Source organism: Candidatus Nanogingivalis gingivitcus, from assembly GCF_004151455.1.
In the GTDB taxonomy this organism is placed as follows: Bacteria; Patescibacteriota; Saccharimonadia; order Saccharimonadales; family Saccharimonadaceae; genus Nanogingivalis; species Nanogingivalis gingivitcus.
The window spans coordinates 1-13,415 of the sequence record NZ_PRLK01000004.1 but is presented as its reverse complement, the minus strand read 5'-3'; the positions used below and the strand labels follow the sequence as shown (position 1 = coordinate 13,415).

15 protein-coding genes are annotated in these 13,415 nt (G+C 32.3%); 12 read left to right on the top strand and 3 right to left on the bottom strand.

The genetic code is table 11. The features are described 5' to 3' along the window. The first annotated feature begins 26 nt into the window (after nt 1–26). On the top strand, nt 27–1,538 hold the full coding sequence (locus G6CMJM_RS01500; RefSeq protein ID WP_129718720.1) for a lysine--tRNA ligase: 1,512 nt from the start codon (nt 27–29) through the stop codon (nt 1,536–1,538). 186 nt (nt 1,539–1,724) lie between these two features. Then, nucleotides 1,725–2,057: a hypothetical protein gene (locus G6CMJM_RS01495; RefSeq protein WP_129718719.1), complete on the top strand. Its 333-nt coding sequence runs from the start codon at nt 1,725–1,727 to the stop codon at nt 2,055–2,057. 5 nt (nt 2,058–2,062) lie between these two features. On the opposite strand, the gene G6CMJM_RS01490 is transcribed toward G6CMJM_RS01495, so the two are convergent. Continuing rightward, nucleotides 2,063–3,259 carry a replication-associated recombination protein A gene (locus tag G6CMJM_RS01490; RefSeq protein WP_206660763.1) on the bottom strand — a complete coding sequence of 399 codons (1,197 nt, stop codon included), beginning with the start codon at nt 3,257–3,259 and terminating at the stop codon, nt 2,063–2,065. 70 nt (nt 3,260–3,329) lie between these two features. Between G6CMJM_RS01490 and leuS the strand changes: the two genes are divergently transcribed. Further along, nucleotides 3,330–5,756, top strand: coding sequence for a leucine--tRNA ligase (gene leuS, locus G6CMJM_RS01485; RefSeq protein ID WP_129718718.1), 2,427 nt, complete (start codon nt 3,330–3,332; stop codon nt 5,754–5,756). Between the two features lie 43 nt (nt 5,757–5,799). Here leuS and G6CMJM_RS01480 read toward each other — a convergent pair whose 3' ends face one another. Then, entirely contained in the window at nt 5,800–6,324 is a 525-nt protein-coding gene (locus G6CMJM_RS01480; protein ID WP_129718717.1) for a hypothetical protein, read from the bottom strand. Between the two features lie 137 nt (nt 6,325–6,461). On the opposite strand from G6CMJM_RS01480, the gene G6CMJM_RS01475 reads away from it, so the two are divergent. The 4 genes from G6CMJM_RS01475 to rnc all read left to right on the top strand — a co-directional run bounded on the left by G6CMJM_RS01475 (nt 6,462) and on the right by rnc (nt 8,369). Beyond that, nucleotides 6,462–6,641 carry a hypothetical protein gene (locus G6CMJM_RS01475; RefSeq protein ID WP_129718716.1) on the top strand — a complete coding sequence of 60 codons (180 nt, stop codon included), beginning with the start codon at nt 6,462–6,464 and terminating at the stop codon, nt 6,639–6,641. Between the two features lie 74 nt (nt 6,642–6,715). Then, the gene (nusB, locus tag G6CMJM_RS01470; protein ID WP_129718715.1) at nt 6,716–7,180 is read left to right on the top strand and encodes a transcription antitermination factor NusB; all 465 of its coding nucleotides are present in this window, start codon (nt 6,716–6,718) and stop codon (nt 7,178–7,180) included. After that, nucleotides 7,152–7,649, top strand: a complete 498-nt coding sequence (locus G6CMJM_RS01465) for an NUDIX hydrolase (RefSeq protein WP_129718714.1) — start codon at nt 7,152–7,154, stop codon at nt 7,647–7,649. The genes nusB and G6CMJM_RS01465 overlap by 29 nt, the downstream gene beginning before the upstream one ends. A 3-nt stretch (nt 7,650–7,652) precedes the next feature. Next, nucleotides 7,653–8,369: a ribonuclease III gene (gene rnc, locus G6CMJM_RS01460; protein ID WP_129718713.1), complete on the top strand. Its 717-nt coding sequence runs from the start codon at nt 7,653–7,655 to the stop codon at nt 8,367–8,369. A 7-nt stretch (nt 8,370–8,376) separates the two neighbouring features. Here rnc and G6CMJM_RS01455 read toward each other — a convergent pair whose 3' ends face one another. Further along, complete coding sequence (locus G6CMJM_RS01455) at nt 8,377–8,748, bottom strand: hypothetical protein (RefSeq protein ID WP_129718712.1); 372 nt, start codon at nt 8,746–8,748, stop codon at nt 8,377–8,379. Nucleotides 8,749–8,897: 149 nt separating this feature from the next. Here G6CMJM_RS01455 and rpsP point away from each other — a divergent pair, with 149 nt between their 5' ends. From rpsP to G6CMJM_RS01430, 5 genes are all read left to right on the top strand, one after another. Next, nucleotides 8,898–9,230, top strand: a complete 333-nt coding sequence (rpsP, locus tag G6CMJM_RS01450; protein ID WP_129718711.1) for a 30S ribosomal protein S16 — start codon at nt 8,898–8,900, stop codon at nt 9,228–9,230. A gap of 205 nt (nt 9,231–9,435) precedes the next feature. Continuing rightward, nucleotides 9,436–9,777, top strand: a complete 342-nt coding sequence (locus G6CMJM_RS01445) for a PadR family transcriptional regulator (protein ID WP_129718710.1) — start codon at nt 9,436–9,438, stop codon at nt 9,775–9,777. 14 nt (nt 9,778–9,791) lie between these two features. Beyond that, on the top strand, nt 9,792–11,384 hold the full coding sequence (locus tag G6CMJM_RS01440; RefSeq protein WP_129718709.1) for a PspC domain-containing protein: 1,593 nt from the start codon (nt 9,792–9,794) through the stop codon (nt 11,382–11,384). Then, entirely contained in the window at nt 11,384–12,070 is a 687-nt protein-coding gene (locus G6CMJM_RS01435; RefSeq protein WP_129718708.1) for an ABC transporter ATP-binding protein, read from the top strand. The genes G6CMJM_RS01440 and G6CMJM_RS01435 overlap by 1 nt, the downstream gene beginning before the upstream one ends. Beyond that, nucleotides 12,063–13,346, top strand: a complete 1,284-nt coding sequence (locus G6CMJM_RS01430; RefSeq protein ID WP_129718707.1) for an ABC transporter permease — start codon at nt 12,063–12,065, stop codon at nt 13,344–13,346. Before G6CMJM_RS01435 ends, G6CMJM_RS01430 begins: the two co-directional genes overlap by 8 nt. Nucleotides 13,347–13,415: the final 69 nt, after the last annotated feature.

Sequence of the window (13,415 nt, the reverse complement as noted above, 5' to 3'; positions counted from 1 at the left end):
TATTTTGTGCTAAAATATTTCTAACTATGGCTACTATGAAAGAATTACGACAAGAGCGTTTAAATAAGCTCGAACAGATTAAGGAGCTTGGTTTAAATCCTTATCCTGCAGAAACTAACCGCACTCATATGATTGCTGAAATTGTTAATAATTTTGATGCAATGGAAGGGAAAAATGTACAAATTACTGGTAGAATAACTGGTATTCGTAAATTTGGAAAATTAGCTTTTATTGTGCTTCGTGATTTTTCTGGTACTATTCAGCTTTTCATTCAAGCAAATAATATTGCTGAAACTTCTAAAGAGGGGAATTTAATTGGTATTAAAGATTTAAACTTGCTAGATAGTGGTGATTTTGTGCAAGCTAATGGTGAAGTAATTCGTTCTAAAACAGGGGAAATCTCAGTAGCTACTAAGGAGCTAAAACTTCTTACTAAATCCCTAAGGCCAATGCCAACTATTCAAGACGGTTTTTCTAATAAGGAAGAGCGTTTTCGCCGTCGATATGTTGATATGAATGTAAATATTGATGTACGAGATAGATTTGTCCGTCGTAGTAAGTTTTGGCAAGCCACAAGAGATTTTTTGAATAATCACGGCTTCTATGAAATAAATATTCCAGTACTAGAACATACTACAGGTGGGGCAGACGCAAACCCATTCGTTACACATATGGATGCTTTAGATAATGCCCAATTCTATCTTCGTATTAGTCATGAATTACCTTTAAAAAGATTACTTGGTGCTGGTTTTGAAAAAGTTTACGACCTTGGGCCACGTTTTCGTAATGAGAATTATTCTGATGAACATTTACCGGAGCATGTTGCTATGGAATGGTATGCAGCCTATTGGGATTGGCGTGACGGTCTAAAATTCCAAGAAGAAATGTTTAAATATGTATTAAAAGAAACTTTTGGTACATTACAATTCACGCTAGGCAATTTCAATGTGAACCTTGATCAAAAATGGGAAGAATGGGATTACGCTGAAACTATCGAGAAACGTTACGGCATTAACCCTTATAACTGTACTCTAGAACAAGTCAAAGAAGCCCTAAAAGAAAATAATTTAGAGGTAGAACAAACCGAAAATAAAGCTCGCGGTATTGATAAGCTTTGGAAAAATATTCGTAAAGATGTAACAGGTCCAATTTGGCTTGTTAATACACCAACCTTTATTTCACCTTTAGCGAAAACTCACCCAAATCACCCAGAGATGACGCAACGTGCACAAGTTGTTATTGCAGGCTCTGAACTTTGTAATATGTTTAGCGAATTAAATGATCCAATTGATCAGCTAAATCGTTTTATGGAACAACAAAATATGCGTGACGCAGGGGATGATGAAGCAATGATGCTTGATATTGACTTCGTAGAAATGCTTGAATATGGAATGCCGCCAGCATGTGGAATGGGCTATAGTGAACGTGTATTTTGGATTTTTGAAGGAGTAACTGCTCGTGAAGGCGTGCCTTTCCCGCAATTAAAACATGAAATATCTGAAACTACTAAGGATATATACTCAAGAATTAATTTTTAGTAATTATAAATTAAAATTAGGTTAATAGCTTCTACTATCGTAGCCTATAAAAAGTATTTAAAAAATAGCCTGCTGTAAGGCTATTTTTTAAATTAATTAGGTAAAACAAACCTTGTAAAATTAATATGCTTATGCTAGAATATAGGCACAAAAACAAAAGTTTAAGGGTTAAAAAAGGGAAACAAAATGAAAATAAAAGGGTTATTTTTAGTCTTAATGGCTATATTATTGTTTGGGAGTAGTAATGCTTTTGCTAAATCTTCCAGCTTAGAAAATATAGTGAATAATAATTCAACATCTTCTAATGTGCGTACTATAAACAATATCAGTAATAATGATAAACAGGGTAATACTATAGATAATAAAAATGGTAATAGTCCTAGTAGTATGATCTTATCGCCAAATACAGGGCTATATCCTGCTAATACTAATATTATAATTATATCTTTCCTAGGTATTATTAGTTTAGTTGGTTTATTTATAAAACGGCAAATTGCCAAAATTAAAATTAAATTTTAAAAGTCCTATTTTCTAGGACTTTTATTTTTTAAAATTTTCTGAATATCTTCAGGTAAAAAGCCTTTTGGATGTTGAAAATTAGCTTTCCATTCATAGCCTTTAGTATAGCCTAGCTCTTCTGTTATTTTTGAGGTTGAATTACGCAAATGCAAAGGTATTTGAGCGAAAGGATAGTCATTTACTAATTTATAAGATTTATGCATTATATCAGTGGTTAGTCTAGATTTTTTACATTTAGCTAAAGCCGAAGCAGTATGAAATAAAACATAATTAGCTTCAGGCATTCCTATTTTAGTTACTGCGTCAAAGCAACTATTAGCTAAACTTAATGCGCCATTACCAGCTAAACCTATATCTTCACTCGCAAAAATAATCATACGGCGTGCAATAAATTTAGGATCTTCACCAGCCTTAAGCATTCTTGCTAAATAGTAACAGGTAGCATCTACATCACTTCCACGCATACTTTTAATAAAGGCAGAAATATTATCGTAATGAGCATCACCCTTTTTATCATATTGTATAAAATTATTATTCAAAGTTTTTTTAAGGGTCTGTAAGGTAATTTTATTATCAAATTTAGTAGCTATATCTAAATTTCCTAAAGCAACTCTAGCATCACCACTACTTGCTTTTGCTATTATCTCTAATGCTTTTTCTTCATACTTATCTTGTGGATAATATTTTACTAAAGCTCGTTTTAGTAGGGTTGTAATATTTTTTTGTTCAAGAGGTTTAAGGGTTAAAACACGGCTTCGAGATATTAAAGGGGTAATTACTTCAAAAGCTGGGTTCTCAGTAGTAGCACCAATTAAACTAATAAGACCACTTTCAACATGAGGCAAAAAAGCATCTTGTTGGCTTTTATTAAAACGGTGTATTTCATCTACAAATACAATAGTATTAATTCTTAAATTCCAGTTTTGTTCAGCTCTTTTAATTACTTCTTCAATATCTTTTTTGCCAGAAGTTACAGCTGAAAGTTCAATGAAATCAGCTTCAACTTCTTTAGCTATAATTCTTGCTAAGGTAGTTTTACCACATCCAGCAGGCCCCCAAAAAATAATACTAATAGGTTGTTTATTTTTAACTATTTTAGTTAAAATACCATCGTCGCCAAGTAAATGTTCTTGACCAACAACCTCACTCAGTTTGGTGGGACGCATTTTTTCTGCAAGTGGCATACTGAGGTAATTTTCCATATATTTATATTTTATCATTTTTATTCATCAAGTTGAAAACACTTATTTCATCTGTTAAAATATATAGAATATGAGACGATATAATCCAAGTGAAATTGAACCAAAGTGGCAAAAAAAATGGGATGAAGAGGCTATTTATAGCGTAAGTGCAGACCCTAATAAACAAAAAATGTATATATCTGGTATGTTTCCATATCCTAGTGGAGCAGGGCTTCATACTGGGCATGCTAGAAGCTATACACTTGTAGATAGTATTGCTCGCTTTTATCGTCAAAATGGTAAAAATGTTTTAAACCCTATTGGTTGGGACACTTTTGGTCTACCTGCTGAAAACTATGCTATTAAAACAGGTGTATCACCAAAAGTTGCAACGCATGAAAATATTGCTAACTTTAAAAAACAATTTAAGCGTTTAGGTATATCAATAGATTGGGATAGGGAAATTAACACTTCTGATCCAGAATATTATAAATGGACACAATGGATTTTTACTCAGCTTTATAAAAAAGGCCTAGCTTATCGTAAAGAAAGTTACCAATGGTGGTGCGATAAGGACAAAACTGTATTAGCTAACGAGCAAGTTGAAGGTGGAAAATGTTGGCGATGCGGTGAAGAAGTTAAGAAAAAGCAAATGACTCAGTGGTTCTTTAAAATTACAGCTTACGCTGATGAATTGCTTGAAGAAATAGACAGCCTTGACTGGCCTAAAAAAATTAAAACTATGCAACGTAACTGGATTGGCAAAAGTGAAGGTGCTGAAGTTGAATTTGCTATTGATGGAAAAGATAAAAAAATAAAAGTATTCACCACAAGGCCAGATACTATTTTTGGTGCTTCTTTTATTGTTTTAGCGCCTGAACATCCATATTTATTAGATTTAGCTACAAATTCTACAAGAGAAGCTTTAGAAGAATATAAACAAACTTCCTTGAAAAAATCAGAAATTGAAAGGCAAGAAAATAAAGAAAAAACAGGTATCTTTACAGGAAGCTATGTTATCAATCCAGCCAGTGGCGAAAAAATGCCAATTTGGACAAGTGATTATGTACTAGGTGGCTATGGTGAGGGTGCTATAATGGCTGTTCCAGCTCATGATGAGCGTGATTTTGAGTTTGCTAATAAATTCAACTTACCAATCATTAAAGTTATTGAAAAATCTGACACTATAGTTGATGATAGTCAATACTACAGTGGTGAAGGTATTATGGTAAATTCTGCTAATTTTAATGGTCAAGATTCTTCTGATGTACGAGAAGAGATTGTTGCATGGTTAGAAGAAAAGGGCATCGGTAAAGCTAAAGTTACTTATAAAATGCGTGACTGGTTAATTTCACGCCAGCGTTATTGGGGCTGTCCAATTCCTATAGCTTATGATAAGGATGGAAACGAGCATTTAATCCCAGAAGACCAATTACCAGTTCTCTTACCGGACTTAGCTGATTTTAAGCCAGATGATAGTGGTCGTTCAGCACTAGCTAAAAGTGAAGAATTTCTACAAGTAGAAATTAATGGCGAAAAAATGACTCGCGAAACTGATACTATGGACGGTTATGCATGTTCTAGTTGGTATTTGTTCCGTTATTGTGACCCTAAAAATAATAAGGAAGCATGGAATAGTGACTTAGTAAATTATTTTGCTCCTGTTGATTATTATGTTGGGGGAGATCACGCTGTTGCTCACTTACTTTACATTCGTTTTTGGACGCACTTTTTCCGTGATTTAGGCCTTACTAACTTCGCTGAGCCTGTTAAAAAACTGTTATATCACGGTTATATAAATGCTGAAGATGGCACTAAAATGAGTAAAAGCAAAGGTAATACGGTAGATCCACTTGAAGTTATTGATCAAGGTTATGGTGCTGATTCTCTTCGTACTTACGAAATGTTTATAGCACCTTACGAACTGGATGCTTCATGGGATCCTCGTGGCATTGCTGGCGTATACCGTTTCTTAAACCGTGTTTGGACGCTAGTTAATGAATTTACTGATAGCGATAAAAAAGAAGTTAATAATTTTGGCGAAGTTCAAAAAGTTCAGCATAAAACAATTAAAAAGGTAACTGAAGATTTTCACCGTGAAAGTTTAAATACTGCTATTGCAGCTCTTATGGAAATGACTAATGAACTTTATAAGTTAAAACTAGTTGGTTTTTCTAAAGAATGGCAAGGTGTTTTGGAAGATTTACTAAAAATGTTAGCACCTTTCGCTCCACATATGGCAAGTGAATTATGGGAGATTATGGGTAATAATACCTTTATCGACCATGCAGGCTGGCCAAAATGGGACGATAAATTATTAGTAGAAGATACCGTTCAAATTATGATTCAAGTAAATGGTAAATTAAGGGGAAAAATTTCTCTACCTAAAGAACACACTAAAGAAGAAGCTTTATTGCTAGCTAAAGATGAAGAAAAAGTTAAGAAATACCTAGCAGAAGGGGAGATTATTAAAGAAATTTTTGTCCCTAATAAATTAATTAACTTTGTAGTAAAGTAAATCAATAATATAAATAAAATAACCCTTTTACGAAAGGGTTATTTTATTGTTGCTTGTCGGCTTTGAAGTCGTTGTCAAAATTATCTAGTACTATATGGCTACCATATTTATTTTCTACTACTAATGATTCATTATTAGTAGTGTCTTTTAAATTACTATTTTCTGCAACAATTTGGTTACCGTAACGGTATACATCTCCAGAAAGGTGTAATTTGACTTTTTCTTTTGCTGTAGCAATAGCAGTATGGTTTCCTGAACCTTTCTCCATATTATAATGACCAATTGTAGCTCTTATTGATTCGCCATCATCTAGCTCAATAGTTCCACCGTTTGAAGATATTTTTTCTAGCCTATTAAGGTCCATACCTGTACCCACTAAACCTTCATTACTTTGCATTTTGAAACGACTATCGTATTTAATATTATGTGTACTAGCATCGTTAGAGCTATAGGCATACCCACCTATCATTAATGAGGCAGCTAGCATTCCTAATACTTTTTTACCACGACGGTTTAGTTTTTTATGTGTTTCGTATTGTTGTCTTTTTTGTTTTTCATAATTTTTCATTATACTTTTATTATATCATAAAATACTTCTTATGTCAATTAGGCAAAATCTCGTAAAATAAAGAGTACTTGATATTTATAGGTTAATTTGCTACAATTATTACAAAGTAAATATTAAATTATTCAAGGAGAACCTTTATGGGACAACCAAAAAAACAAAGTAGTCCACGAAAAACTGGTTTAAGACGCAGTCATCTTCGCCTAGAATTAGCACGCCGTGTTAATAAAAAATCACCAGTTAAAGTTTATACTACTAAAAAACAATCTGGTAAAGCTTTAAATAAGCAACTAGAAGAAAATAAAACGCTTGCGGCTTAGTGCTTGCGGCGTTTTATTTTATTTAAAATAAAAGAATTAATATTTTGATAAAAAAGGAAAGAACCTTACTCAATATGGCATCAAATAGACACCTTGGAAGAATTGTTGTTTTACAGACACTTTATGAATATGAATTTCGTTCACAGTTAAACGACCCAACAGTTAGTTTAAGCGAAATTATTATGCGTAACATGTCTCGCTATGAGGAAACTATTGGCGACAAACAATTTGTTCAAGATTTATTAAACGGGATAATTGAAAAGCAAGTTGAACTTGATACTAAGTTACAACCAATGGCGCCAGAATGGCCAATATCACAAATTGCACGTATAGATAGAAACGTACTTCGTATGGGCCTTTTTGAACTTCTATATATGCAAGATACAGTGCCAACAAAAGTGGCAATCAATGAGGCTATTGAATTAGCTAAAGCTTTTGGTTCTGATAATTCAAGTAAATTTATTAATGGCGTACTAGGTACAGCTTATAAGCTTTTTATAGAGAAGCAGGATGGCAAACAAGAAAGTAGAGAAATTTAAAAAGTATTTTAATCGCAACCGTCGAGTTTCAATACAGGAAATTGTGCGTGAACCAACTGCTGGTGGCGTTATTTACCGTAGAAATAAATCGGGTGAAGTTGAGATTCTTTTAATACAAGATGCTAAAAACCGTTGGACTATTCCAAAAGGTCATATTGAGCCAGGCGAAACAGCACAACAAACTGCTAAAAGGGAGATAGGCGAGGAAGCTGGCCTTAAAGATGTTAAAGTTATTGGCTGGCTTGGTAAAATAAATTTTCGTTACCGTCGAATTGATAAACTTGTTTTAATGACAACGCAAGTTTATTTAGTTAAGGCTTTAGGTGACACTAATGCTATACAAAAAGAAGAATGGATGAACGATATCCGTTGGTTTAGTTTTATAGATGCTCTAGATGCTATTGAATATGAAGATATTGAAAAATTAATTCTACTTGCTATGAAAAAAATAAGACAGGAGAAATTATAAAATATGAGTGGAATTTTAGTTCAGCCATATCAAGACTGGGCAAAAGAAAAATTAGGTTATCATTTTGATAATATAGAATTATTAATTACAGCCTTAACGCACCGTAGTTATATTAACGAACATAAAAAATCAGCTAGTGAACATAATGAACGGCTAGAATTTTTAGGTGATGCTGTCTTAGAACTGGTAACTACTGATTTCTTATTTAAAAACTACAATAAACCAGAGGGTATATTAACTGCTTGGCGCTCAGCGCTTGTTAGAACTGAAAGCATTGGTGCTGCTGGCGACCGCTTAGGTTACGAAAAGCTAATTAGAATGAGTCGTGGTGAAAAGCAAGGTTCTAGAAGAGCACGCCAACAAATTCTAGCTAATGCTTTTGAGGCTACTACTGGTGCTATTTATCTAGATAAGGGTTATGAAGCTGCTAAAAAATATATAACAGATAATATTTTATCTACTCTTCCTCAAATTTTAGATGAAGAATCATGGCGAGATCCTAAATCATACCTTCAAGAGTTATCTCAAGCTAAAGATGGCTACACGCCTGTTTACAAGGTTCTAGATGAAAATGGCCCAGACCACGACAAAACTTTTACATTGGGCGTATTTGTTGGCGAAAAACAAATGGGGCAAGGTGAAGGGCCTAGCAAACAAATAGCTCAGCAAGAAGCTGCTAGGGATGCTATTAAAAAATATAAAGGCTCTCAAATAAAATAGTACGCATTTACTCATGCGTACTTTTTTTAAAATATACTATAACTTTTTTCCCTTCATCGTCATTGTTGTCAATAACGGAACATCTTTCAATATTAGTTATTCCCTCTTTTTGAAAGCGTTCTATTCTATTACAATATTCTTTAGCTTTGCCTACATCCTTAACTGGAATAGTAGCTTGATTGTTGCTTATATGTTGTAATATTTCATTCTTTAAATGCAGGTTAGCTTCCTCATCCATTTTTATAGATATTGGGTGAATTGCAATAAAATAAGCACCTAAGACTATAGCTATCAGTATAAAAATCATAATAATAGCCTCTTGTAGCTCAATTAACTTATTATAATTATATTTAGTAGGGCATTTATTATCCTTTTTCATTTTTTATCCCTCCCAGTAATGTACTAAATTATCAATATAATGCCATTAAATCAAATAAAAGTCAAATAATTATTTATCTACTTGAAAAAAAAGTTATTTTTTAGTATAATTTTATAGCTATATAAAAGTTTAATAAAAGGGAAACAAGAATGCTAGCAATCAGATTACAGCGACTTGGTCGCAAAGGTTATCCTGTTTATCGTCTTGCGGTTCAGGAAGCGCATCGACATCCGTCGAGTGGGCGCGTAGTTAGCTATGTTGGTTCATATAACCCACATACAAAAGAAGCTAAAATTGAAAAAGAATTAGCTGAAAAATATCTTTATAACGGAGCACAGCCTACACCACGCGTAGCCTTGCTACTAGAAAAAGCAGGTATTGAACTACCTAAATGGGTTAAAAAACCAGCTCCAAAAAATCGTGCAATTAAAAATGTAGAAAAATTGCGAAAGAACCAACCTAAAGAAGAAGCAGAAGCTTAATTTTTAGTAAAATAATAAAAATAGGTAAGCATATATGCTTGCCTATTTTTAATTAATAATATAATAATAGCTAGAAAATTATTTTAATAAAAAATATAATTAACTACCTCTATATCAGTGGTAGTTTTTCTTTAATTTTTTAAATTTTCAATAAATTTAAAAAAAACTACTTGCATTTTTAAGGTACTAGGTATAACATAGAAGTATGACAGACAAAGGTAGCATAGAAAAATATACTTCTCAAATGTCTACTCAAATGAGAAAAGGCTTTATTGCTTATTGCGTGCTAAAAGTTTGCTCTAAAAAACCTGTCTATACTAGCGATATTATTAAAGAGCTAAGGGATGCGAAGCTAGTAGTAGTGGAGGGTACTATATATCCACTATTATCTCGCTTACAAAAAGATGGGCTTTTATCTCATGAGTGGCAGGAAAGTGAACAGGGTCCACCCCGTAAGTACTATAAAATTACTGAATTTGGGGAAGGAGTAATGAAAGCAGTAAAAGAAGATATTCAAAATTTAAATAATACAATTAAAAAACTTTAAGAGGGTAGAGTTATATGAAAGAAATAACAAGAATACATTTAGCTAAAGTTCCTTATGATATTGAAATAGATGCTAAAAAAGTACTGCAAAAATATTTAGATGAGCTAAAAAAATATTCAGCAGATGAAGATATTTTTAGTGATGTAGAAATTCGTATTACAGAAATTTTAAGTGAAAATAAAATTATTGCTGGTGGTATTATTACACTTGAAGATGTACAGAAAATTAAAAAGCAAATTGGCGATCCATCAGTTTTTCGTGAAGATGATAACCAGCCTTTAGAAAATAATAGTAAAGTAAAAAAGAAACTTTATCGTGATACACAAAATAAAATTATTACAGGTGTTGCTAGTGGTATTGCTGAATATTTTGAGGTTGATGCCATAATAGTACGCATGGCATTTATATTAGCCTGTTTCCTTTCTTTTGGTGTAGGTATTCCGGTCTATATTATTCTAAGCCTTATAATTCCTAGAGCTAAAAATGCTAGCGAAATTTTGAACTTAAGAGGTAAAAAAATTACGGCTAATAATATTAAAGAAGTAAATGCAGAATATGATTTTGCAAAAATAAACCATAGCAGTGAAAACACTAAAAAAGTTATTTGTTACTTTCTAGGCGTAATATCACTTTTAATAGCTTTAGGAGGAATTTTCCTTATTTATATTGGTAATATTGGCTTAAACCAAGCTTTTACTGTACCGGTAGAAATTGACGAAGCTTCCAAAATAGCTATTAGGGTTTTAACAAATATATCAGGTATTACTTTTGTACTATTTTTCCTAGTTTCTGCTATTAGTTTATTCTTAATTAAATTAGGTAGAGCAAGGCTAATACTATTAATTGCTAGCTTTATAATTAGTGTTACGTCTTTTACCAGTGGAATATTTATAGCTATTTCGCGTAGTTATAGTATTAGAGGCGATATTTTAGCAAATGAGAAAGTGGTAGACTTAAATATTGATAAACAAAAATTAAGCCAAATTAAAAATATCAAAGTAGATGGAGACATTGAAGTTAATTATAGTGTAGCTAAAAATAAAGAAGTGTCCGCTAAGTTTCATCAATTTGACAAAATAAAAACTACTATTAAGAAAGAAGATATTAAGGCAGAAATTGTGGGCGACACTTTAAAAATATCTACAGCTAAAGCTAATGTATATGGTTGGGGCTTTAAACAAAATATTGATATAGTTGGTCCAGAAATTGAAAAAATAACCCTTAATAATACCAGGTTTGATTATTACGGCGTATCTCAACCTAAGTTAGAAATAGTACAAAAAAGTAGTTCACTAAAAGTTTTAGGCGACATTACTATTGATGAACTTAAAGTAATGCAAGAAAATGAAAGCAATGTAAACGCTAACGGTGTTATAGCTAATAAATTAATTGCAAGATCTGACATAGGTAGAATTGAGCTCTTCAAAGCTGATAATGTAGAATTTGAAACTTTTAACTGTAGAAACAGACAAGGCTACCATAGTTATGCTGAATTAAGTCTAGAAAAAGGAAAGCCTGCAAAAATTTTATTAAATGGTAAGGACTTTAATGAAGAACGCAGGGGAGAGTGTTTTATGTTAGATATAGATGAAGATAGGAGGATATAATGATAGAAGTTAAAAATATTTCTAAAACATATGGCAAAAAGCATAACCGTTTTAAAGCTTTAAAAAATGTAAGTTTTAAAATTCCAAGTGGTAAAAGTGTAGCTATTGTTGGTAAAAGTGGTAGCGGTAAATCAACATTAATCCATGCTATAAGTGGGCTAGACGCTCCAGAGGAAGGCAGTGTATTTATTGATGGAGTTAATATTCTATCAATGAAGCAGAAGAAAATTGATAAATTCAGGGCAGAAAAAATGGGTTTCATTTTCCAGAGCTTTTTCGTACAAGGCAATGAAACTTGCAGTGAAAATGTTAGTTTGCCGTTAGAGATTGCCGAAGTACCATTACATAGTAGAAAAAGCAGAATTAAAAAAGCTCTTATGTCAGTAGGTTTAGAAGATAAGCTTAAAAGTAAAGCTCGTGATTTATCAGGTGGGCAAAAACAAAGGCTAGCTATTGCTAGGGCAATAGTAAATAACCCTAAAATTATTTTTGCCGATGAACCAACCGGGAACTTAGATACAGTAACAAGTAAGAAAATTGAAAAATTACTTTTTGATTATAATAAGCAATCTGGTGTAACTCTTTTCATTATTACTCATGATGAAGATTTAGCTAAAAAATGTGAGATTAAAATTCATATTAAAGATGGTCAGATAGAAAGAATTGAAGGTAATAAAAATGCGTAGAATAGATATAATTAAAAGAGCTAGTAAAAATTTAAAAAGGTCTAAAATAAGAACACTTCTAACTTCGCTTGCTATTGCAGTAGGTTCAACTACTATTGCTTTATCCTTAGCAGCTGGTAAAGGTGCAAGTAATTACTTAGACACTATTGTCTCAGCTAATGCTGATAAAAATGCCATTCAAGTGACTAGAAAAGTTGAACATAACGAAAAAAATAAAGTTAATAAATATGAAGAAAAAGAAGAAAGCGTTGAAGAAAAGAAAGCTAAATCGCTAAAAGATTACACCTTTGATAATAACGATATTGAAAAGCTAAAAAAAGTTGAAGGTGTTAAAAAGGTAAATGGGGTTAATAATATTGGCATTGAATATTTTCAGCTAGCTAATAGTAATAATAAATATATTGGCTCAATAGCACCTAAAATTAATGAGAGTTCTATAGAATTATCACAAGGCAAGCAAAAAAGCATTAAAAATATTCAAAATGGTACAGTTGTTGTAGCTAAATCTTACGCTGAAGCTTTAAGTAAAAACCCACAGGATCTTATTGGTAAAACTATAAGGTTAGGATTTAAAAAGACTAACGGTGAAAAATTCACTAAAGATTTCATAATTGCTGGTATTGATAACGGTAAATATGATGCTTTTGTGTACTACCAAGAAAATATAGTTATGTCTACTGAAGATATGACCGAGTTAGCCCAAATTCAAAGTGGTAATAATTATTACGGATATATTTCTGTAATAGTTAATGATAGTAGTAAGGCTGAAGAAATAGCTAATAAAATTAAGGAATTAGATGGTGGTAGCCGTTATGAAGCTTTATCATTCAAACAAGTAGCTTCAGTTATGAGCCAAGCACTTGCTATTTTACAGTACGGTTTAATTGGCTTTGGCATGTTAGCTATTTTAGCCAGCGTATTCGGTATTATTAATACTCAATACATTAGCGTACTAGAAAGAACTCGTGAAATAGGTTTAATGAAATCATTAGGACTTAAAAGTAAAGATGTTTCTAGGTTGTTCCGTTACGAAGCTGCTTTAATTGGCTTTTTAGGTGGGGTAATAGGTGTAACAATTGCTTCATTATTTACGCTTCTTAATCCTGCTATCAGTAGTGCTATAGGTTTACGCGAGGGGACTAAGCTATTAATTATGGACTGGCCTGCCTCAATAGTGCTTATAATTAGTTTAATGTTAGTTGCTATTATTTCTGGTTACTTCCCATCACGTAAAGCTGCTAAATTAAACCCTATAGAAGCATTAAGAACTGAATAAAAAATATTATTAACTAATAACCACCCCCCCAGGGTGGTTATTATCTTTACATTAATTTTTATTTATGAT